This window comes from Desulfovibrio sp. SGI.133, from assembly GCF_050313955.1.
Classification (GTDB): domain Bacteria; phylum Desulfobacterota; class Desulfovibrionia; order Desulfovibrionales; family Desulfovibrionaceae; genus Desulfovibrio.
This window is the reverse complement of sequence record NZ_JBNPMK010000002.1, coordinates 472801-494909: the sequence shown is the minus strand read 5'-3', so window position 1 is coordinate 494909 and position 22109 is coordinate 472801. Positions and strand designations below refer to the sequence as shown.

Here is a 22109-nt window from a genome sequence, read left to right as displayed (position 1 = left end):
GGCCGCCACCCATTTTTTTACTTCTAGCACTCTTTTTTAGACGGTAAAAACAGCTTAGTCAACGTTATTGGACTGTCACAGACAGCAGAAGTTTCCTTGGCGGCCAAGTACACTTAACCGCCACCTCCTCCGGGATGGCAGGAAGTGGTGCGACTCGAAGATATTACAAGCGGAAGTCTTATTCTTGGCATTGATCCACATGAGGCAGTCACCATTGTGGCAGTCCAGTGGTACGGCAACGCCGTTCTGAATCTTACCTACAAAAACAGCCGGGGCGATCTTGGCAATCGTATCCTCTATCGTGAGGATGAAGGGCAACTATCGCTTCAGGACGCATCCTTACCGTGGAGTTTCGACGCAGACGGTGCAAAGCTCCGCCTCGCTTCGGAAGCATGGCGTATACACTACGCCCATCTCTTCGACCCGTATCTCGCCGTCCATACCTCTGATGTGGAGCCTCTTCCGCATCAGATTTCCGCCGTTTATCAGGAAATGCTGGGCCGACTGCCCCTGCGCTACGTTCTTGCGGACGATCCCGGCGCGGGCAAAACCATCATGACCGGCCTCTTCGTCAAGGAACTCCTTGCACGTGGTGACCTTAGACGCTGTCTTATCGTCAGCCCCGGCAGTCTTGCGGAACAGTGGCAGGACGAACTCTTCCAGAAATTCCATCTGCGCTTCGAGATCCTCACCAATGACCGTTTTGAATCCGCCGTTACGGGGAACGCCTTTAACGAAACGCCGCTGGCCATCGCCCGGCTCGACAAACTGGCCCGTAACGAAGCCATTCAGGAAAAACTGAAGGCTACGGACTGGGATCTTATCGTCTGCGACGAAGCCCACAAAATGTCAGCCACGGTCTGGGGCGGCGAAGTCAAAATGACGCGCCGCTTCCAGCTTGGCCGCCTGCTTTCCGGCATCACGCGACATATGCTTCTACTTACGGCAACCCCGCACAACGGCAAGGAAGAAGATTTTCAGCTCTTCCTCTCGCTGGTGGATCAGGATCGCTTCGGCGGCGTGGCCCGTACCGGCTCGCAGGCTATCGACATCTCCGATATCATGCGCCGCCTTGTCAAAGAAGAACTGCTCAAGTTCGACGGTTCGCCCCTCTTCCCTGAACGCCACGCCGTCACGGTGAACTACAGCCTTTCCCCCGAAGAAGCCGAACTCTACGAGGCTGTGACCGCCTACGTTCAGAACGAATTCAATCGCGCCGACAATCTGAACAACGAACGCCGCACCACCGTGGGCTTCGCGCTCACCGTGCTCCAACGGCGTCTCGCGTCTTCTCCCGAGGCCATCTATCAGTCTCTGCACCGCCGCCGCGAAAGACTGGAAAACCGTCTCAGTGAAGAGCGGCTCGGCCAGCGTGCCCGCGACTGGAACGAACTGCGTAATCTGAACCTTACGGACGAATTCGACGATGACGACCTGACTTCCGCCGAGCTGGAAGACGCCGAAGAACGCGTAGCTGACAAGGCAAGTGCCGCGACTACCATCACGGAACTGGAAGCGGAAATTGCCACGCTCAAAACGCTGGAAGCCAAGGCCAACGCCGTCCGCACCAGCGGCAGAGACCGCAAATGGGAAGAGCTTTCCTGCCTGCTGCAAGACGAAAAAGGAATGTTCGATGCAGAGGGATTCCGAGAAAAGCTGATCATTTTTACCGAACACCGCGACACGCTCCGTTACCTCACGGACAAGATACGCTCTCTGCTCGGCAATGACGACGCCGTGGTGGTCATCTATGGTGGAATGCTGCGCGACGAGCGCCGCAAAGTGGAAGAACGCTTCAAGCAAGATAAGGAAGTTCGTATTCTTATCGCTACGGATGCTGCAGGCGAAGGCCTCAACCTTCAGCGTGCCCATCTCATGGTGAACTACGACCTGCCGTGGAACCCCAACCGTCTTGAACAACGTTTCGGCCGTATCCACCGTATCGGCCAGACGAAAACCTGCTGGCTCTGGAACCTAGTGGCTTCCGAAACACGCGAAGGCGCGGTGTTCCAGCGGCTTTTTGAAAAGCTGGAGCAGGAAAAAGAGGCACTGGGTGGCAAGGTCTTCGACATTCTCGGTAAAGTCTCGTTCAACAACCGTCCCCTACGCGAACTGCTTATTGAAGCCGTGCGCCACGGCAGTGACCCCGACGTGCAGGCCCGACTCAATCACGACATGGATATTGCCTTCGACCCGCAAGCACTGCTTCAGCTGCTGAAGGAACGCGCCCTTACCGAAGACGTGATGAACATCCGCACGGTCAGCGTCATCCGCGAGGAAATGGAGCGCATGGAGGCCCGCCGCCTCCAGCCGTATTTCATCGAGGCATTCTTTAAAGAAGCGTTCCGCGAACTGGGCGGTCGCATGTCGGCCCGTGAGAAAGGTCGTTGGGAGATACTCTCCGTTCCCTTCGCCATCCGCAATCGAGACCGGCAGATAGGCCATATCGAGCCTGTGCTCAACCGCTACGAGCGCATCTGCTTCGACAAGGCTTATCGCAATCCGCCCGGCTCTGTACCTGCCGCGCTCATCTGCCCTGGGCATCCTTTGCTTGAAGCTGTGATCGACATCATCCGCGAACGCTCTGTCGAGCTGCTTAAACGCGGAGCCGTCCTTATCGACGACAGCGATCCTGGCGAGACCATACGCCTGCTTTTCTACATCGAACACACCATTCAGGACGGCACGGCTCTGCCCGATGGTAGCCGCCGCGTCATCTCGCGCAATATACATTTTGTGGAGATGGACGAACACGGCACAGCCGCAAACGCAGGCTATGCGCCGTACCTCGACTACCGCCCCGCAGCGCCTGAAGAGCTGGACGCCGTTCTTACCCACGCCCGCAAGCTGCCATGGCTGACGCGCGGCGTGGAAGATGCGGCCATCGGTTACGCCCTGGGCCATCTTATCCCCAAACATCTGAAAGACGTGCGCGAACGCCGCGAGAACATGATTGACAAGACGGAAAAGGCCGTGCGCGAACGTCTTACCGCCGAGATTCGCTACTGGGATTACCGCGCCGGAGAGTTGAAACAACAAGAACAGGCCGGGAAGATCAGCAATAACTTGAACTCCCAGAAAGCGGAACGCCGCGCTGAAGAACTGGCCGCCCGCCTGAAGCAGCGTACGGACGAATTAGCGGCGGAACGCCTGATTTCGGCTCAGCCGCCCGTGGTCATCGGCGGCGCGCTGGTCATTCCCGCCGGACTGCTGGCTCGACTGACGAACGCTCCTGTGCCAACCATCTGTATCGATGCTGCCCCCCGGAGAGTAGTGGAGCTTGCCGCTATGCGTGCGGTCATGGAAGCGGAGAAGGCCCAAGGCCATCTGCCTCGTGACGTCAGTGCGGAAAAATGCGGTTATGACATCGAGTCCTACGTGCCGGATGTTGGCAACGATCTGCCAGGCCTGCGTCTTATTGAAGTAAAGGGACGGGCGGTCGGGGCCGATACCGTCACCGTTTCCCGCAACGAAATACTCACTGCGCTCAATCTGCCGGAACAGTTCATCCTCGCCCTTGTGGATGTGGATGGTCCGCACACGCATACCGTCTATCTGAAACATCCTTTTGTGAATCCCCCGGATTTTTCCGTGGAAAGCGCCACCTTCAATATGGCAGCGCTGATGGAACGCGCAGAACAGATTTATGAAAACCATGCAATGCTGTCATAAGGATGCGGATATGTATGAAAGTTATACGCGACAGTCGCTGCCTTCTAAAGAATACAGAGAACTTTTGGGAACAGCTATATGTGTATTTAACTCTAACAATGCATTTATAATAGAAAATATATTGATGTGTGATAATAATGAGTCTTGGTATAAACTTATGGATAAAACTTGTATGCCATTACAAGAAAAAATAAAAAATATAATATTTAAAGATTCAAATAATAAAATTTACGATCAATTTAAAAAGATATGTGAAATGAGGAATAGAATTGTGCATTCATTTCAATGTACATATAAAAATGAACAAATTTTAGCGACTAAAGATAAGCAAAATAAGCAATTTTATATAACTAAAGAGTATTTATTGGATTTTATAAAGAAAAATGAGCAACTGTCAGATATGCTTCATAATTTTCGTGGCTTTTAATATTTGAGGAGTATGAAGTATGCCTGTAAAAAAACTTATTGAAGTCGCGCTTCCGCTGGACGCCATCAACGCCGAATCCGCGCGGGAAAAATCCATCCGTCACGGGCATCCTTCCACCCTGCATCTGTGGTGGGCGCGACGCCCGCTGGCGGCTGCGCGCGCAGTGCTCTGGGCTTCATTGGTGGATGACCCATCGTCGCACCCGGAACTTTTCCCTACGGAAGATGCGCAGGTTATGGAACGGCAAAGGCTGCATACCCTGCTGGCAAAGCTTGTAAAGTGGGAAAACTCCAACGACGAGAATATCCTGAATGAAGCACGAGCCGAAATCAGAAAATACATGGGCGAAGAGCCGCTGATCTTCCTTGACCCCTTTGCAGGCGGCGGTTCTATTCCATTGGAAGCCCAGCGTCTGGGGCTGGAAGCGCACGCACACGACCTGAACCCTGTGGCCGTGATGATAAACAAGGCCATGATAGAGATTCCTCCGCGTTTTGCCGGGCAATCTCCGGTGAATCCCGATGCCCGAACCAAGCTGGGCAGTGACCGTTCATGGAGCGGAGCTAAGGGGCTTGCCGAAGACGTGCGCTACTACGGCGAGTGGATGAAGCAGGAAGCCTTCCGCCGTATCGGTCACCTTTACCCCAAGGTGCAGGTTCCTGCCGAACAGGGCGGCGGCGAGGCTACCGTTATCGCCTGGATATGGGCCAGAACCGTAAAGTGCCCGAACCCGGCCTGCGGCTGCGAAATGCCGCTGGCAAGCTCCTTTGTGCTGTCGAAGAAGAAAGGGAAAGAGGCGTGGATTGAGCTGATTCCTACAGATGATGGAATTGAGTATGTGGTTCGATATGGCAAATGTCCCAAGGAAAAAGAAACGCTGAAAATTGGTAAGGGAGCATCTTTCCAATGTCCCATTTGTGGAACCGTTACAGACAAATCCTATATTCATGATGCCTTTATTGATAAGCAGACATCTTCTGTCCTCATGGCGATTGTTGCCGAAAGTCGGAACGGGCGCATTTATCTTTCACCGAATGACGAACATAGCCGAATAGCCACTTCCGCAGTTCCAGCATGGGAACCAGAAGAAGAAATGAATACCAAATGCACTGACTTGGTGAGTGGACGCGGATATGGTATCACGCATTGGAAGCAGCTTTTCACCAATCGCCAGCTTACGGCCCTGACCACCTTCAGCGATCTGGTGGCCGAAGCGCAGGCAAAAGCCACACAGGATGCACTAGCCTCAGGTATGCAAGACGACGGCAAGGGGCTGGATGAAGGCGGATGCGGCGCAACAGCCTACGGCCAGGCCGTGGGTGTGTATTTGGCGTTTCTTGTGGATCAAGTTGCAAATCATTCTTCATCCGTATGTGGATGGAACTCACCTAACACTCAAATGCGCGCAACTTTTTCAAGACAAGCTATTCCCATGACATGGGATTATGCAGAATGCAATATATTTAGCAACTCTTCTGGGAGCTTCTATAATCTTTTTGAACGAATGATAAAAGGGTTTGAAATACTTGGCCACGGAAAAAGTATATTTGTGGAGCAGTATGATGCTCAAACAGATTGTAACCTAAGAAATATCGTAATTTCTACAGATCCACCATACTACGACAATATCGGTTATGCCGATCTTTCTGACTTTTTCTATGTGTGGCTGCGACGTTCCTTGAAAAATACTTATCCTCAGCTTTTCCGAACTATGCTGGTTCCTAAAGCTGAAGAACTGGTGGCGATGTCGTACCGATTTGACGGCAGTAAGGCAAAAGCACGAGATTTTTTTGAAGACGGTATGTTCAAAACATGCTGTCAACTCTATCGGTACGCGCGGGAAGATGTACCCGTCACCATCTACTACGCCTATAAGCAGAGCGAATTGGGTGAAGGCGAGAATGGCAGTCAGACCGCTTCTACAGGCTGGGAAACCATGCTTTCAAGTATCATTCATGCGGGCTTCAGTATCACAGGGACTTGGCCAATGAACACAGAAAAGCCAGGAAGAACTATTGAAATTGGAACCAATGCACTCGCCTCCTCCATCGTGCTGGTCTGCCGCAAGCGCCAGAAAGATGCGCCGCCCATCACGCGCCGCAATTTCCTTGCTGAACTGAAGCGCGAACTGCGCGGCGCACTCACCAAGCTCAAATCCAGTAACATCGCCCCGGTAGATATGGCGCAGGCCGCCATTGGGCCGGGCATGGGCGTGTATTCCCGTTACGCCAAGGTGATGGAGGCCGACGGCTCTGCCATGGGCGTCCGTACCGCTCTGCAGGTCATTAACGCCGAGCTCGACGCCTACTTCAGCGAGCAGGACGGCGCGCTGGATGCCGAAAGCCGCTTCTGCGTCGATCTCTACACGCAGTTCGCCTTCAATCATATGAAGTTCGGCGAGGCCGACGTACTGGCCCGAGCCAAGAACACTTCTGTGGAAAAGCTGGCGTCCATGGGCCTCGTCTATGCCGAAAAGGGCGTCGTCCATCTGCTGGAACGTACCGAACTGCCGGAACTCAAAGTCTCACGCCTTACGGCGAATCGCTGTCTGTGGATGATCACGCAGTACCTTATTCAAAGCATGGATACTGGCGGCATCGAAGCCTGCGCCCGGCTCGTGGTAGAATTTTCCACCTCTGCCGAGAGTGCCCGCGACCTCGCCTACCGCCTCTTCTCCCTTGCCGAGCGCAAAGGCTGGAACGCCGAAGCTTATGCCTATAATTCCTTTGTGGTCGCATGGCCCGACATCCAGCAGAAAGCAGCCGAACTGCGCGCCGCCCGTCGTGCAGCCAAGCAGGGTTCTCTTATCTGACAAACGCCTGAGGGTGAAATATGTCTAACAATAACGAACTCGTTTTCAAAGGTTTCCGCCATCTCCTGAAGGCTTTTGCTCCCTATATCTGCGCACTACTCAAAATTGAGTACGGAACAGACTGGTGGCGTGTTGCGGTCATGGGTAAACTCTGGGATGAGCAGAAGCGCGACCTCCCCGAAGACGGCCCGGAACAAATGCTTGTCGACTCGCTGGACATCCAGCGCTGCCTTATCCTGTTTGACTTATACTGGGGCGAGGTGTTCCGTAAACGCCTCTCCATTGACCACCGTACTTGGGCCAAGGAACTCGTGGGTGTGCGCAACAAGCTGGCCCACATCGGCGCGCAGGACTTCAACGACAGCGACACGTGGCGCGCACTCGATACCATGTCGCGCCTCTGTGAACAGATAGACCCGGAGCACACGGAAGAGATACGCTCCCTGCTCCGCGAGTCCCGCTACGGCTCTTCTGCTGGTTCCACCACGGTCACAGCGCAGGCTGTGCAGGCCGCACCCAGCCCTGCAAAAGCAGAGGGGATGCTCACGGTGTCGCCGTCCGGGCTTCCCTGCTGGCGCGACGTTATCGAACCGCATCCCGACGTGGCGCAGGGCCGCTACCGCAATGCAGAGTTCGCAGCCGACCTAGCGCAGGTGTCACGTGGCGAAGGATCTTTTGAATACCGCGACCCGGTGGAATTTTTCGCCCGTACCTACGTTACCGAGGGCATGTCCGGCCTGCTGGTACAGGCTTTAAAGCGTGTTTCCGGCAAGGACGGCGAGCCCGTCATCCAGCTCAAAACGGCCTTCGGCGGAGGCAAGACCCATAGTATGCTCGCGCTGTATCATCTTCTGCGCGGCATGGTCTCGCTGGACAAGATTCCCACCGTGCGGCCCGTGCTGGAGCGGGCCGGACTCGCCAGCCTACCGAAAGTCCACGCCGCCGTACTGGTCGGCACGGCCCTCGACCCCAGCCGCAGCAAGCGTCCTCAGAATCTGCCCGGCGTCACCATTAATACGCTGTGGGGCGAAATGGCCGCCCAGCTCGCACTTTCCGTCGGCGACCCAAAACTGTACGACTTCGTGAAAGAGGCCGACAAGAAGGGCATCTCGCCCGGCTCGGAATCGCTCAAAAATCTTTTCGACGCCTGCGGCCCCTGCCTCATCCTCATGGACGAACTCGTAGCTTACGCCAAGCGCATCTATGGCGTGAACGGCCTGCCAGCCGGATCTTTCGACAATTTCATTACCTTTATTCAGGAAATAACAGAAGCCGCCCGCGCCAGCCGCAACAGTCTGGTGGTGGCCTCCATCCCGGAATCAGATATCGAGGTGGGTGGGGAAGCTGGTAAAACCGCTCTGGAAGCCATTGAGCATACCTTTGGGCGCATGGAAGCCATCTGGAAGCCCGTGGCTGCCAGCGAAGGTTTTGAAGTGGTACGCCGCAGGCTTTTTTTGGATTGCAAAAATCCTTCCGCACGCGAAATGGTATGCAGCCATTTCAGCGCCATGTACCGGGAAAATCCAACTGATTTTCCTCTGGAAGTCAGAGAAGTGGAGTACAGGAACCGCCTGCTGGCCTGTTATCCCATCCACCCGGAAGTATTTGACCGTTTGTATGAAGACTGGGCCACGCTGGAGCGTTTTCAGCGCACACGCGGCGTGCTGCGCCTGATGGCCGCCGTCATTCATGAATTGTGGATGGGCAGCGATGCGGGGCTGTTAATCATGCCCGGTTCCCTGCCTCTGGACGTGTCAGCCGTGCGCGACGAGCTGACGCGTCATCTGCCGGAAGGCTGGAACAGCCTTGTGGACAGAGAAGTAGACGGCAAGCGCTCCATTCCCTGGCAGCAAGATAAAAATGTTCTTCGCTACGGCAAGACTCTGGCCTCACGGCGAGTAGCCAGAACCATCATGTTGGGCAGCGCCCCTACAGTGAGGCAACAGAACGTGCGCGGCATAGAAGCCTCACGCATACGACTCGGTGTGGTGCAGCCCGGCGAGCAGATTGCCGTGTTCAATGATGCGCTCGGTTCTTTGCAAAACAGCCTTGCTTACCTGTACACGAACCCTTCAGGGGATCGGTTTTGGTATGATACCAGGCCGACGCTACGAAAGACGGTAGAGGATCGTGCGACACAGTTCTCGGCTTCTGAAGTGGAATATGAGATAGAACGCCGCATGAAAAAATTGCGGCTGGAACCTCCATTTAAAGGCATACATATTTGCCCTGCTTCCTCATTGGACGTGCCTGACGACCAGACAGTCCGCTTAGTGATACTCAGCCCCAGCGAGACAGTGACGACTTCATCTCATGCCTGCCCAGCCTTGGACGTTGCTGAAAAAATTTGGGAAGGAAGGGGGAATTCTCCTCGAATTTTCCGCAATATGCTGGTCTTTCTTGCTCCTGACCAAACATCCATGTCGGCATTGGAACAGGAAACCCGTCGCTATCTGGCGTGGCAGTCCATTAAAAATGACAGTCAGGACTTAAACCTTGATGCTGCACAAAACAGAGAGACGGAAAACAGCCTCAAGCGCAGTGATGAGACTGTTGATCTACGATTGAACGAAACATGGTGCTGGCTTCTGACTCCGGCCATTACTCGCTCTGACATGAAAAATGTGGAATGGGAAAAAACAAGGCTCAGCGGCGCTATAGAGGGAATTATAAGCCGGGCCGGCAAAAAGCTGCTGGAAAATGAAACTGTAATAGACAAGTGGGCTCCTGCGCTTCTGCTGATGGAGTTGGACAGCCTACTTTGGAAAGATGCAGACAGCCTGCAAATAAAAAAATTATGGGAGTATCTCTGCACCTACTGCTATCTGCCGCGTCTTTCCGATTACAGCGTACTTGAAAAGACCATCCAGGAAGGTGTGCAGGGGGAAGATTACTTTGCCTATGCAGCTGGCGTAAGTGAAGGGCGGTTTATAGATTTAAAATATGCTCAAAAGGCATCTATAGATCGCAGTGGCTTCATAGTGCGTAAAAGTGCTGCAAAGAAGCAACTCGAACTGAAACATATGCAGAGTAATCCATCATCTTCTGAATCTATTACCGATAAAGGGGAATTGAATGCTCATTCTTCCGGGCAACGGGAATGCGGGACGCCTTTGGTCACGGAGCGGTCGGGTACAAAGTCCTCCTCATCTCCATCGCCCCTACCTACGCCCAAAAGTATGCGATTTTTCCTCTCCGCACCCTTGGACGATACCCGCGTTAATCGAGACGTACAGCGTATCCTTGAAGAAGTTATTTCTCAGCTCGCAGCAGACAATGGGGTTACGTTGAGTCTGCGGCTTGAAGTGGAAGCTGGTGCCTCAAAAGGCTTCTCACAAGAGACAATACGGGCAGTATCCGAGAATTGTCGGACATTGAAAATCAAGGAGTTTGGCTTTGAGGAAGAAGAGTAGCTTTGCTTTTGAAATAATTACCTTATTGGCCTTATTGTGAATTGTTGTAATCAAGCTAATGCGTTCAGCGTCTAACGGCGTCCCTAGAAGTTTTTTGAACTATTTTAATTTTTGAGGTACTTTTGTAGGTATTATCTTTTTGTATATATAAAAATATTTTTAATTTTAGTATGTTATAATTTAAAATTTATCCGCCTGGGGACGCCAAAGATTTCACTGCGTTACAGAAGCGCTTTCCTATTGGAGTCTGTTGTTTACAGACCCATGTTTACAAAATGCCTCGCGGGGTTCCGGCCTGCGGGGCATTTCCATTTCCAGCAGCTGTTCGGCTGCGATCCCTATACTGCTCTCGCCCAGAGCGTCCATCATGACGCTTCGATCTCCGTACAATCCGGCGCTGCGGACATAGATGTCCGTCGTGGTGGCACGGCTATGCCCCATGAGCGTCTGGGCCACAGCCAGCCCGCCGGCAGTGAATGTTATGGCTGCGGCCTTGTGGCGCAGGGCGTGGAAGCCGAAGGGCTTGACCCCTGCCTTGCGGCACAGGCGCGGCATCAGTTTGCTGCGCTGCTGGAAGGGCTCTCCAAGCATCCCGTCGCAATGCTCCTGCATGAAGACGTTGTCCACCACGCAGGGGCGGACGGCCTGCCACCAGCGCAGGGCCTTGGCCAGTTCCGGGTGCATGGGCACCCAGCGGGCCCGGGAGCTTCCGTCCCGGCCCTTGTGATCCACCAGCCGGATGCTCCCGGAATCGAAGTTCACGTCCGACCAGAGCAGGCGGAACACCTCGCCCCGCCGCGCTCCGGTGTAGTAGTACGTCAGGAGCATCACCAGATCCTGCCCGTGTGCCTGCTGGAGGACTTTTATCACGTCCTCCTCCGGGGGGACATAACGCACCCCGGCTTCCACGGGGAACGGCCTGATCCGCTCCAGGGGGCAATGCGCCTGCGGAAAGCCCGGAAAGCCGCTGTCCACAGCCCAGTTCCATGCTGCCAGCAGGTTCTTGCGGTAGACGTTGGCCCTCCGTGGGCCGCGTTCACTGGCCACCTTGGTCAGGAACAGCGTCCATGTATTGCGGGTCAGGTCTCCGATGCCTGTCAGCCCTGCCTCGCGGCAGTAGCCGAACAAGGCCTGCATGACCGTCTGCTTTTCCGTCAGTGTAATCCGCGACATGGTACGCCCCACATGGTCAAGATAGGCCTCGCCCCATGCCAAGAGCAGCCCGAAGCCCGTGAGGGTCTTCCGCTGCCGCTCCCGCAGCTCCAAAAATTCTTTTTTTCGCTCGACCTCCCATGTCTTGGCCGCCATCCACTCCGGGCCTTTGCTGCGGCCCGGAGGGAAAACCTTGCTGTCCACCTGCTGGCCGTCGATGACGACACGCGCCAGCCAGCAGTTCCCCCGGCTCTTGAGTTTCGTGGGCATTGAAGAACTCCATCACTGTGCCCCAGCGAAACCGCCAGCGTCTTCCAAAGCGTTTGCCGCCGAGCTGGAAGGCTACCCGCCGCACGGTTCGGCGGTCAAGTCGCAAGGCTGTGGCGACCTCGTCCAGAGAAAGCACATCATCCGCTTCCCAGACAGGCATGGGATACACTCCTGCGCCGGATGTCCGGCTACCTCTTCACGTCGTTTGGCCAGCCGAAGTACTCCGGCAGCATCTCCGCGTCCGGAGCGGCCATGTCCGCCTCGCTGACGCGGATTTTCCGGCGCTCCCGCTTGTCGCGGGCCATGAAGTGGCTGTTGATCTTGCGCGCCCGCTGCAAGGACGTGCGGGCCTCCTCAAGCTCCTGATGGAGCGCGGCGTTCTCCTCCTGCAGAACGGCCAGCTTGCGGGCCTGATCCTCCAGCTCCTCGACAGTGGATTCCGAGCGCAGCAGGCCGACCAGCTCCATGATCTCCCCCACATAGAGGGGCTTGGGGTGCCGCTTGCGGTAGAGGGTGCAGCTGTAGTTTTCGTCGATTTTCAGCATCCCGCGCGGCCCGAATACCTGCCCGCGCCGGTTGATGCAGTATCCGGGATAATGAGGGACGGGATAGCACGGGATCTCATGCGCGGTCGTCATGGCTCTCCTCCTCCGGTTCCACGAACACGAGCCTACCGTTCTTGATCCACGATTCAGGCACCCAGAAAAGGGTGTCCAGTCCGCAGTTGGGGCAGCGCCACTTAAGATGCAGAAGGAACTCATGGCCGGCGCCCTCCGAGGCGCGACGCTCCATGAGGCAGACGGCCCCGTCCGGGGGGCTTTTCCGAAATTCGGAGCGCACATCAGAGAAATCCTCGGCAGTGACGTACTTCCCCTTGTAATCCTTCTTGTAGCGGGGCGTGGCGACACGGCGCCATCCGGGGGCAATCTTTTGCATCATCTGGGCAGACATGGCTACATGACCTCCAAGGCTTCTTCGATGTTCGAGGCAGCGTCCGTGAGGGAATCCACGGCTTCCTCCAGCTTCTCCAGCAGTTCTTGCATCTGCTCGCCCTTTTCCGATTCCTGCCAGCGTTCGCTGTGGTTGTCGTAGCGTTCCTGTTCGGCATCCACGAACTCGCGCAGGTCACTGGTGATGTCGTCGATGCGGCTTTTGAGAGCATCGAGCTTTGAGCGTCGGCTAATGGACATGGACGGCCTCCTTTTGCGGGAGAGCGGCAAGCTCCTCAATGGTCTTGCCCATGCTTTCGAGACGATCAAGGAGGGCGAGCATAATTTTCAGGTGGTCTTCGGGGAGGATCGATCCGCTGGCCATGCTCCCACGGCGGAACTGACCCTTCGTGTTCTGGGCACAGAAGAGTACCTCGATGCACACGGTCTCAGGGTTACGGATCTCTTTCTCTATATCTTCGACAAGCCTTCTCAGCGTGTCGAGGCTTAACGGGGTACGGTCTTGGTTAAACATCTATTTCCTCACTTGACGCCACTCGGAACAGGCCGGGCGGCTTGGGGCAAAATTGTAAGCGGGACAGGGCAACGTCCGGCGCATCTCCAGAGTGCAAAGCTCGCAGTTGTCGCAGCAACGCCATTCTTCCGGGACAGGTTCATGCCGGTGACGGCAGTGTATTTCATGCTCACGACAGTCCTGCTCTTCTTGAAATTCAAAGCCCCAGAAAACACAGTAATAAAGGTCGAGTTTGTAAACCTCGCCTTCATAGTGGCTTTCAAAGCACTCTTGCGCCTCGTCTTCCGTGGCATAGTCGCTATCGCAGTAAGGACAGGCGTAACGAATCTCTTTTCTGGGCATGACAGCCTCACTGCTTTTGCTCACGTTCCTGCAGCGTCTGCTGCAATCTCCTGATGTGCCGACGGTTCGACACGTTCCAGACGAGGGCCAGAGCCAGCCAGCAGCCCGCCAGAGCTGCGAGCAGGATGGCCCCCAGAAGCAGGCCTTCGCCCATCACGCCACCGCCTCCTTGAGCTGGCGGCCAGCGCAGATGAGGGGCAGCAGAGCCATGATCTGGCGGAAATTCGCCATGATGCGCACCCGCTTGCCATCCAGGGTCACGATGTAGGTGGCCTGATTGACAGCCGTACCGGGTTGGGAGTAATTCTTGCTCATACCATTTGCTCCTTCGGGAGTTTGGCCCCTTGGCTGCTGCAACAGCCGAGGGGCTTTTTTTATTTGGCGGCCTGCGCCCTGTCGCTGAGTTCCATCACCTTCAGGATGGCTGACAGGGCCATCTGGCCGTCCCGCGCGATGCGGGCCTGTTCCTCTGCCGTGATGATGCCGTCGTCGAGGCTTTGCGCCACCTGTGCGGCAAACTCGCCGAACTGGCGGACGCTCTCCACCAGCGAGGCCGTGACCTCGTGGCTGCCCGGAGAGACCGGCGGAAGCTCCACATACACACCGCCCATCTGCCGGGCCAGATGATGCATGGGAGCGGATGCGCCCGTCAGCTGCATGATGGGCAGGACGATCTCCGCCCCCAGCTTGTGGCCCGGCTGCGCCGACAGCTGCGACATCAGCGTGGCGTAGCGCATGCCCAGCGCATCGGCCACGGCCTCGGCGGAGATGCCGTTGGGCGCATACTTGACCGCGTGCTGGCACAAGATCCTGATCTGTTCATCCTGCATTGCGAAAATCCCCTACTCATTGGCGAGACATGCGCCCGTCAGCCCGCTATCATGCCGGAACAGCCCTTCGGGCTTGCGCTGGCGTCCCGGCGCTTTGTCCACCGCAGGGGGCAAGAGTTCCGCCGGGATACCGAAATCCACCAGCTGCCGATGCCTCCAGGAGGAGATGCTCTCCGCCCGGAACCAGCGGCTGATGGCTATGGCGGAGACGTTCAGGGCCTCCGCGATCTGGGCATTGTTCAGGTTGGCCCGGCGCAACCAGATCAACAGCCTCTCTTGCCGGGTCAATTCCTCGTATGTTATCGCTGTCTTCATTGTCATAGTGTAACCCTCTGCACCAGGGGAGTGGAAAATGGGTAACCGTATCCTTGCCGGGTTCTCCTTTGAAGAACACACTGCCTTTGCCGCCGCTCTCGAAGAGCTGATGGTCCTTGCCAAGCGGTATCCCGTGCCGTCCGCCGAGGTGGATCAGCTCCAGGGCGTCCTTGAGCACAATATCGACGAGCTCAAATCCGAAATGGATGAGCATGTCTACAAAGACTGCGGGGAGGTGCCCGAACGGGAACGCCTTGAGGCCTACTATCCCCATACCCGGCCCGAGAAATGCGGCTTCGAACGCCCCCGCAAGATCCTGACCGAGAAGCTTGAAGCCCTGGAACGTCGTGCGCCCCACGGCAAGGCCGCTATGCTTACCCGCAAGCTCCTGCGGACGGTGGATACGTTGGCGGCCCTTGAAACTTGCCGAACCACCGCAGGATCTCGGTAAGGGAGGGCGATAATTTTCTCCTGGTCCGGGAGACGATCTCCGTGAGTTCCTCCCCCTCGATGTAGACCGTCAGCGTATTGAGGGCCTTGATACTGCTTCTGCCGCGATAGAAGTAGATGATGGCTTTCGTCTTGACGTGGAAATTGCCGACGTGCTTGACAGTTATGCGCAAGAACTCGCGTTGGCTGTCATCCATGCAGACGAATCCGCGCTGCGACATCAATTCGAGATCTTCCTCTGACGGGGGCCAGACAGATACGTTTTCCTGCATGGCTTTCTCCTGTGGTCAGGCTGGTTAGGTGTGTTGGCAAAGAAAGGAATAACTTGAAATTTAATTTGTGCAAATTAAAAATACAAAAATATGGTTGATTTTTCACATCGTTTTGACATCATTTACAAAACCTTCGCGACCCGGGCCCTTGCGAAGAATGAGCCGACCAGCAAGCTGGCCTTCGCCCGCTTCATGGGTGCTTCCCAGGGGCGCATGCAGAGCTGGGAACGGGGCCAGTTGCCCCGCCCTGATGACCTGCAGCGCCTGCATGAAACGCTGGGTTTTTCTTACCACTGGCTCATGACCGGGGAGGGCGACCCCTTTGGGGCCCCGACGGATACGACGACAGCGGAACTTCTGGACAGGATCGCCGCGCTGGAGGCGGAACTGAATGAAGCCAACCGCCTGAATCGCAAACTCGCGGCCCGCCTGCTGGTCGACGGCGTTGGGGACAACGCCGCTGCGAGCGGTACCGGCAAGGCCAGCGACGGGCACGGATAAGCAAATTCTCCAGCAAGTGAGCGAACCATGAAATATCTTCTTCCTTTGCTGACCATGCTGACCGCCCTGCTCCTTGCGGGCTGCCATCACGGTCACGGTTGCTAAACATACCGCCGGGACCGGGCCTTTCCCCTCGTGTCTGATCCTGGTTGTTCTTGGCGGGCTTTGATGGGGCGGTCCCGGCGGCTCCGGGTTGGCCCGGAAAGTTGGGTTGTTTGGTCAAGTTGTTGAAGTGAGTTTTAACAATATTTTTTGTCATAATCAACAAAAAAATTTGTCATCATGGAACTGTACGAACGCCTTATCAAACTCACTGAAATCTTTACAGATAACTCCCAAGCAAAATTTGCTAGGAGCATCGGGCTATTCCAGCAGACTTTTCATGGCTATCTCAATCCTGACGGCCAACAAAAAATTCGAAAGGTTGTTCTTGATGCAATTTTGACCACCTACCCAGAAGTGAACCGCGATTGGCTTTACTTTGGGGAAGGTGCGATGCTTGCCAGCGACGCCCCGGCAGAAACGCCTGCTGCATCTGACTGCCAGCGGCGCATCGCCGAACTGGAAGCCGAGCTGAAAGAGGAACGCGCCCTGAACCGACGGCTGACGGAACGATTGCTGGAAATGGGGAGATAATTCAGGATATTTTATTAAGGCTTACAGTATATGATAAACCGTATTAGCAAAAGACATAGATATAGAAGTATGTTTTACCAAAGGCGTACTTCCATCAAATTAATTGATTGCACTACTCGTATCTCCATGACACGGTTTACTCCTAGAATCGCAATCCCTGAACAGATTGGCATCTCTAAAGAAGAATCAAGGCGTCTTCTTTTAGATGCTGTAAAAAAAATTCACAACAGCGTTAAAAATAACAAATGTGTGTATATAGACTTTTCAAAAACAGTAAAAGTATATACAGAAGGAATGTTATACCTCTATGCAGAATTAGAAAATATCAAAAATATATATAAAAATATAATCATAAAATGTATAAAATCTAGAGTATCAAAAGTAAATCATGTTTTAAATCAGATTGGTATTTTCGAAATTTGCTCATATACCTTTTCGCCATGTACAGAATATAATGATGTTATACATTGGAAAAAAACTTCTGGAGTTGATGTAACAGGTGCAAAATTTGATGAAATCATAGATCCAGATAGTGAACTCATGGAACTACCATTGGCTTTAAACGTATATGGTGGTTTTATTGAAGCTATAAAAAATGCTCGTGAACATGCCTACATAAAAAAGCGTGAACTTTCAGATGTTGCATCGTTGAAAACAGCATGGTGGGTATTTTCACAAATCAAAGATCAATATATTCATGTATCTATTTGTGATTTAGGTATTGGCATTCCAGAAACTGTTCATATCCAATGGAAAGAAATAATAAAATCACTTTTGAAAGAAATCAGAACTCCTAATGATGCGGACATCATCAAAGCCGCAATAGAAACACCCTCTAGCAGAACAGGAGAACGCAATAGAGGTAATGGCTTGAAAACAATCTCAGGTATTGCCAAAGACGACGAAAGAGCATCATTTTCAATCTATTCAGGAAGAGGACTCGTCTTTTTAAGAAGGAAAAAGATCGTAAAGCTCAACTTTGCTACATCTCTACCTGGAACTATTGTCTGCTGGAAACTTCCATTAAGCGCGCCACATCAGTCTCCAACTGAAATGGCTCTGCAAAAAATATTACACGAGGGATAGCAATGAAAACAATTAACATCGCAAATGATTTTTCTGTGTTTCCTGGAGGACGCTATCGAAGTGATGGCGAATTCAGTGGAGAAGAGTTTAGAGATAATATACTGATTCCAGCACTTCAAAAATATCAACAAGTTATAGTTGAGTTAGATGGAACTAGAGGCTACGGATCTTCTTTTTTAGAAGAAGTATTCGGCGGTCTTGTGCGTGAAGGGTATGATAGAAAATTTATAAAAGCACATCTAACACTTAGTTCAAATCGAGAAGGATTAAAAAAAGAAATTTTTTCCTATATTGAGAAGGCTTAGATGTATATTGAACAGCAAGGAATCGTCTTTTCCCATATACCCTATGAATACATAATTAACATTATGGATATTCACTTTAAAGACATACTATCACCCCTTGCAGTTATTATAGGTTGGTTTTTGGTTAATCATCTGAACAAACGACGTGAGCAAAGCGCTGAATGGAGAAAGTTCGCAAGATCGCTTTCTAGTAGTGCTGAATTAATAGAAAAAAAAGCTCTCGAATACCATAAAAAAAATACTAGAGATAGGGAGCTAGAAGAAGAGATCCTTTTCAGAATCGACAGATTTGAAGCTAAGTATTCTTTGCTATCCAAAAACATGTCCGTTGATGTTTTTCTTGCTGCACGCTTACGTGCAGCTATCACATTAGATAATTTTCAAACAGATCAACATACATCACAGAGTATCACCAGTTCAATCTATGGTTCGATAAAATCTGGAACAATGGCAATTATTGATGATTTGCATAATGCAAAATAAACAATTTTTTAATCTGAAATACATATTACAACTCAATAAATAACACAATTATTATATAATACTATTAACAATATCTATAAAAGAATTACCTATTATCCATGAGTACGCACCTGCGCAACAGACGCCTTCCCCTCTATCATCGCGAGCGAATACGGGAATACAGATTTCCTTTTTCCCATAATCTCTAATATCGATACTTATAATAAATGTTAATGAAGACTTCGCTTCATGGATAGCGATGACTTCATAAGTATGTATTTTCAGATTTTTTATATTTTTCATAAAATCATTTTTCATTTTTTTATGCGACATACTTGTTGATTCCATAGCATCCAACAGCATGGCATAGCGGCCATTTTTCCAGTTATCCATAAAGGTATGAAACGTCCATCCTACAGAATGTTTTTTATACCTGGATATATCCTGGTATGACATTTCATCGAGCCACTCTTCAGGTTTCTTTATTGGTACCCATGTTGATAACTGCTGCAACTTGCATACTAAACGCAGGAATTCTCCTAGAGGGTCCTTTGCAAACCTTGCCCTATCCTCTTGTTTTTTCTCCTGCTGCTCATCGTATTTTTTCTTTTCTTGTACAGAATTTTTCTTGTTTATGATCAAATCACAAATATTAAAAAGAAGTGCCCAAGCTTTTAATGCAACTTTTTCAGTACCATAGCCGGTATCCCGACCATGCAGGATGCCATTTCTGTAAGGGATGGTAATTTCATCTCCACGAGTCATTTTTCGCGATTGAGTAAAAGACTTAAGATAGTCTACAATACCATATTCTGTCCCTACACAATTCCATATCTCCATATCTGTCCCCTCTGCAAATATGCCTTTTGGCAAGACGTCATTTGCAGCACCATCTGCCATCATGAGCACGAGAGGAACACAGGAGATATAATCCCCCTGCAAAAAATGAGCATGAGCTTTTTCTATGATATCCTTCCTCAACTCATAGTTTGGAAGTCGAACCAATCTTATATAGCGTACTTCAAAATCAGTCCTGTAATATGAGACGAGAGTGTCTTCAGCCTCATCAATCAAGCCTTTTCGTATTTTATCTTCAACTTCAAAAACTACATCTATTGGCTCATCACCAATAAAATGAAGACCTCTCGCATCAAGGATATGATTACAAAAATGTATTGCATTAAATACACGTAATATTTTTTCCGCATTAGCCTTTATTTGTAACAATTCTTTCTGATTTTGTTTATCCATAAATTGAAGTACTACGTTAACTTGAGCTATCATTTCTTCTATCTCTTCTTTCGAAGGAAGTTTTTTGCCATTTTCAGCCATCACAATCTCCTTATTCAATAAAGCTTCCATGACATATCAGTACTACTTGCTATTCTATGACTTTTCCTCGCCGCTGCCGCGGATAAGCTGTGGAGGAATCCAGTGCAGGATGAACTTTTGCGGCACTTCACTTTTGCGTGGGCCTGTCCAGTAGCCATGCCAGTGGCCTCGGCGCAGATGGGGACGCCTGCTGCGCCCACTGCCGCAGGAAGTCTCCTTCTCCTGATTATCCTGCTGCACCTGTCGTAACTGCTCACCGATATTGTTCCCTACAGTCCAAAAACGCGGCGCACTGGCAGGGAACAATCGAAAACCACCTTTGACCTGCTTTGCTTGAGGACGCTGGGGAGACGTGCCGGGCTGCCGGGCATCGTCGATGTCCGGCTTATCACAACAGCAGTACAGGATGATATGCAACAGGCGCTCTATATGAGGATACGATGAACGCCACTTGCTGAACAGCATCCTGTTTTCAATTTGTGCAGGAAACGTGTAGTTGCCCACGACCTTGCTTTCCATCTCTGAAAATTCACGCTCAAAGGCTTCATCTATAGGCCAATTTCCAAGAGGTACTCCTGGGATTCTGCACTCACCTTGGGATGTAAGTAATAATATGTTTAATTTTGGATAATTATGTTCTTCAGAATAAGAAATATGAGCCCAAAATCCCAAAAGTTCCACACTATTTTTCCACCGCTCATCAGGAGTCTCGACATAGATGCACCATTCGGGCATATGCATCAGAACATCTGCCGGGATATCCTTTCCAAGATCACTTTCAAGCAATGCCTGCTGAAAAGTCTTGTCGACTCTATAAACCCCCTGCGAAAATTTCCATGTCCCCACAGCTGAAAGCAAATACAGATCCCGAAACTTGACCTCAATCGGCAATGCGTTACCGCTAAGTTGCTCCTGTTGCTCAATGATACGTGCCCATTCGTCCATAGGCAGCAGGCACCACTCTGGCCAGAGGCCGGGATCAGCAAGTTTCTTGCTCCAGGCGGCGTTTACCTGCTGCGTCAGATTGGGATAGCGTTTGCAAAGGGCATTGAGCGTCTGTACTGGATGTAGCGTGTGCTGAGCTATCATAGAATCTTCTCCTGCTCCTTTCGGCTTAGGAGAAAGTCCGCACCTTGGCAAGCTGCCAAAAAAGCCCCGCCGAAGCGGGGCTTGCTCATCAGGCGTCCAGCCTTTCACGGACGCGCATGGCGGCGAAACGGCCACGACCGTTCAGCATCCGCACCCACGCCTTTCTGGTGGGAGACCAGCGGAAGCCGTAGTCCTTGAGCATCTGGCGGGTATCGTCATCGGGCTTGCCCGGAAAGAGGAACATTATCCGGTTTTCCTCGGTGTCTTCCCGGTAGGTGTATCCCTGCCCTTCCTCTTCCCTGCTCTCGGCAGCGGCGGCCCGCTCCAGTTCGCGGATGCGCTGCTCCACCCGGCGGATGTTGGCGTTGCTGTTCTGGAGGGAGTAAGGCGCGAAGCCAACACGCCCCAGACAGTCAGGCTTGAGGATGTCCTGCGCTTCCCCTTCGCTCACGCCCAGCGCCATGAGGTTCGCCAGTTTGGCTTCGGTGGTCTTGCCCTTGCGGATGGCGGCATTGGCCGCCTTCATGAACTCATGGTTCCGCCGCAGGTTCTCCAGCTTGTCATTGAGTTTGTCCAGGGCATCAGGATCATCGCTGGAGATGCCGCCGCTCCCGACCTTGGCAGCCTTCTCCTCGTAGTAATCGGCCTTATCCATCGTGGCGAAGGCCTTGCCGAACGTATTGTGGATGCGGTCGCGGTAGCGCCGGTCCCGGCCCTCGGAGTGATGCCCCACAAGGATGGGCTGGCCAAAGGGAATGGCCGAGGCCATCTCGTGGGCCTGGTCGTGGAGCCGGTGCGCTTCGTCACGCAGCCGGCTGGCCTTTTCTTCGTAGCGTGCCCGGCGGGCTTCCTGCTTTTCTTCGTAGCTGTTCATGATGGTGTCCTTTTGGTTGAGGTTGTCCTGCCCCGGCGTGTGGCACCACCGGAGCAGGGATGATACGGCCTAGGCCCCTTCGATGATCTCTTCCAGCATCTCGTTGTTGATGATGTCCAGCAGGATGAAGGCTGCCTTGATGTCCTTCATTTCCATGTTGGACTTGAGATCACGCATCAGCGAGGTCACAAGAGGGGACGCCCCTTCCATGTCACCCGTGCGGAAGCGGTAGCCCGCTTCTCCGACCGCCGTTTCCGGCAGGCCGTGCCAAGAAACGCGGGACAGGATGTAGCTGGCGTGGCGGATGATGTCGTAGCTGCTCATTCTCAGGCTCCTTTGAGGTAAGTTGTTGAATTTCAATAACTTATCTATACAATATAGCGGCGTTGTCGTACACAAAAAAGT

Annotated in this window: 24 protein-coding genes; 10 read left to right on the top strand and 14 right to left on the bottom strand. The window is 52.5% G+C overall.

Features of this window, described 5'->3' with window-relative positions; genetic code table 11:
- Positions 1-144 precede the first annotated feature (144 nt).
- The 4 genes from ACQRBR_RS04970 to ACQRBR_RS04955 are packed head-to-tail and all read left to right on the top strand — an operon-like array spanning position 145 to position 10324.
- Positions 145-3672, top strand: coding sequence for a helicase-related protein (locus ACQRBR_RS04970; RefSeq protein WP_427812469.1), 3528 nt, complete (start codon positions 145-147; stop codon positions 3670-3672).
- Between the two features lie 10 nt (positions 3673-3682).
- The gene (locus ACQRBR_RS04965; RefSeq protein WP_427812468.1) at positions 3683-4099 is read left to right on the top strand and encodes a hypothetical protein; all 417 of its coding nucleotides are present in this window, start codon (positions 3683-3685) and stop codon (positions 4097-4099) included.
- Between the two features lie 19 nt (positions 4100-4118).
- Entirely contained in the window at positions 4119-6911 is a 2793-nt protein-coding gene (locus tag ACQRBR_RS04960; protein ID WP_427812467.1) for a DUF1156 domain-containing protein, read from the top strand.
- A 20-nt stretch (positions 6912-6931) separates the two neighbouring features.
- Positions 6932-10324: a DUF499 domain-containing protein gene (locus ACQRBR_RS04955; RefSeq protein ID WP_427812466.1), complete on the top strand. Its 3393-nt coding sequence runs from the start codon at positions 6932-6934 to the stop codon at positions 10322-10324.
- 237 nt (positions 10325-10561) lie between these two features.
- On the opposite strand, the gene ACQRBR_RS04950 is transcribed toward ACQRBR_RS04955, so the two are convergent.
- The 10 genes from ACQRBR_RS04950 to ACQRBR_RS04905 form a co-directional block, all read right to left on the bottom strand.
- Complete coding sequence (locus ACQRBR_RS04950; RefSeq protein WP_427812465.1) at positions 10562-11746, bottom strand: tyrosine-type recombinase/integrase; 1185 nt, start codon at positions 11744-11746, stop codon at positions 10562-10564.
- Positions 11747-11934: 188 nt separating this feature from the next.
- Positions 11935-12384: a hypothetical protein gene (locus tag ACQRBR_RS04945; protein WP_427812464.1), complete on the bottom strand. Its 450-nt coding sequence runs from the start codon at positions 12382-12384 to the stop codon at positions 11935-11937.
- On the bottom strand, positions 12368-12697 hold the full coding sequence (locus ACQRBR_RS04940; protein WP_427812463.1) for a hypothetical protein: 330 nt from the start codon (positions 12695-12697) through the stop codon (positions 12368-12370). Before ACQRBR_RS04940 ends, ACQRBR_RS04945 begins: the two co-directional genes overlap by 17 nt.
- 2 nt (positions 12698-12699) lie before the next feature.
- Entirely contained in the window at positions 12700-12936 is a 237-nt protein-coding gene (locus ACQRBR_RS04935; protein WP_204626479.1) for a hypothetical protein, read from the bottom strand.
- Positions 12926-13210 carry a hypothetical protein gene (locus ACQRBR_RS04930; RefSeq protein WP_427812462.1) on the bottom strand — a complete coding sequence of 95 codons (285 nt, stop codon included), beginning with the start codon at positions 13208-13210 and terminating at the stop codon, positions 12926-12928. Before ACQRBR_RS04930 ends, ACQRBR_RS04935 begins: the two co-directional genes overlap by 11 nt.
- The gene (locus ACQRBR_RS04925) at positions 13211-13552 is read right to left on the bottom strand and encodes a hypothetical protein (RefSeq protein ID WP_427812461.1); all 342 of its coding nucleotides are present in this window, start codon (positions 13550-13552) and stop codon (positions 13211-13213) included.
- 7 nt (positions 13553-13559) lie between these two features.
- Positions 13560-13709, bottom strand: a complete 150-nt coding sequence (locus tag ACQRBR_RS04920) for a hypothetical protein (RefSeq protein ID WP_204626477.1) — start codon at positions 13707-13709, stop codon at positions 13560-13562.
- Positions 13706-13867: a hypothetical protein gene (locus ACQRBR_RS04915; RefSeq protein ID WP_204626476.1), complete on the bottom strand. Its 162-nt coding sequence runs from the start codon at positions 13865-13867 to the stop codon at positions 13706-13708. Before ACQRBR_RS04915 ends, ACQRBR_RS04920 begins: the two co-directional genes overlap by 4 nt.
- A gap of 59 nt (positions 13868-13926) precedes the next feature.
- Positions 13927-14382 (bottom strand): phage regulatory CII family protein, encoded by a 456-nt coding sequence (locus ACQRBR_RS04910; RefSeq protein WP_427812460.1) that lies wholly within the window; start codon positions 14380-14382, stop codon positions 13927-13929.
- A 12-nt stretch (positions 14383-14394) separates the two neighbouring features.
- Positions 14395-14649 carry a hypothetical protein gene (locus tag ACQRBR_RS04905; protein WP_204626474.1) on the bottom strand — a complete coding sequence of 85 codons (255 nt, stop codon included), beginning with the start codon at positions 14647-14649 and terminating at the stop codon, positions 14395-14397.
- A gap of 85 nt (positions 14650-14734) precedes the next feature.
- On the opposite strand from ACQRBR_RS04905, the gene ACQRBR_RS04900 reads away from it, so the two are divergent.
- From ACQRBR_RS04900 to ACQRBR_RS04875, 6 genes are all read left to right on the top strand, one after another.
- A complete protein-coding gene (locus tag ACQRBR_RS04900; RefSeq protein ID WP_204626473.1) occupies positions 14735-15148 on the top strand; it encodes a hypothetical protein in 414 nt (137 codons plus the stop codon).
- A gap of 361 nt (positions 15149-15509) precedes the next feature.
- Positions 15510-15920 (top strand): hypothetical protein, encoded by a 411-nt coding sequence (locus ACQRBR_RS04895; protein WP_204626472.1) that lies wholly within the window; start codon positions 15510-15512, stop codon positions 15918-15920.
- 282 nt (positions 15921-16202) lie between these two features.
- Positions 16203-16556, top strand: a complete 354-nt coding sequence (locus tag ACQRBR_RS04890) for a hypothetical protein (protein ID WP_427812459.1) — start codon at positions 16203-16205, stop codon at positions 16554-16556.
- 126 nt (positions 16557-16682) lie between these two features.
- On the top strand, positions 16683-17642 hold the full coding sequence (locus tag ACQRBR_RS04885) for a hypothetical protein (protein ID WP_427812458.1): 960 nt from the start codon (positions 16683-16685) through the stop codon (positions 17640-17642).
- 2 nt (positions 17643-17644) lie between these two features.
- Positions 17645-17947, top strand: coding sequence for an STAS-like domain-containing protein (locus ACQRBR_RS04880; protein WP_427812457.1), 303 nt, complete (start codon positions 17645-17647; stop codon positions 17945-17947).
- Complete coding sequence (locus tag ACQRBR_RS04875) at positions 17948-18430, top strand: hypothetical protein (protein ID WP_427812456.1); 483 nt, start codon at positions 17948-17950, stop codon at positions 18428-18430. It begins immediately after the preceding gene.
- Between the two features lie 51 nt (positions 18431-18481).
- On the opposite strand, the gene ACQRBR_RS04870 is transcribed toward ACQRBR_RS04875, so the two are convergent.
- From ACQRBR_RS04870 to ACQRBR_RS04855, 4 genes are all read right to left on the bottom strand, one after another.
- Positions 18482-19741 (bottom strand): hypothetical protein, encoded by a 1260-nt coding sequence (locus tag ACQRBR_RS04870; RefSeq protein WP_427812455.1) that lies wholly within the window; start codon positions 19739-19741, stop codon positions 18482-18484.
- A gap of 54 nt (positions 19742-19795) precedes the next feature.
- Positions 19796-20830, bottom strand: coding sequence for an AcrVA2 family anti-CRISPR protein (locus tag ACQRBR_RS04865; RefSeq protein ID WP_427812454.1), 1035 nt, complete (start codon positions 20828-20830; stop codon positions 19796-19798).
- Positions 20831-20918: 88 nt separating this feature from the next.
- Complete coding sequence (locus ACQRBR_RS04860; protein WP_427812453.1) at positions 20919-21704, bottom strand: DUF3560 domain-containing protein; 786 nt, start codon at positions 21702-21704, stop codon at positions 20919-20921.
- Positions 21705-21773: 69 nt separating this feature from the next.
- On the bottom strand, positions 21774-22028 hold the full coding sequence (locus ACQRBR_RS04855) for a hypothetical protein (RefSeq protein ID WP_006004904.1): 255 nt from the start codon (positions 22026-22028) through the stop codon (positions 21774-21776).
- Positions 22029-22109: the final 81 nt, after the last annotated feature.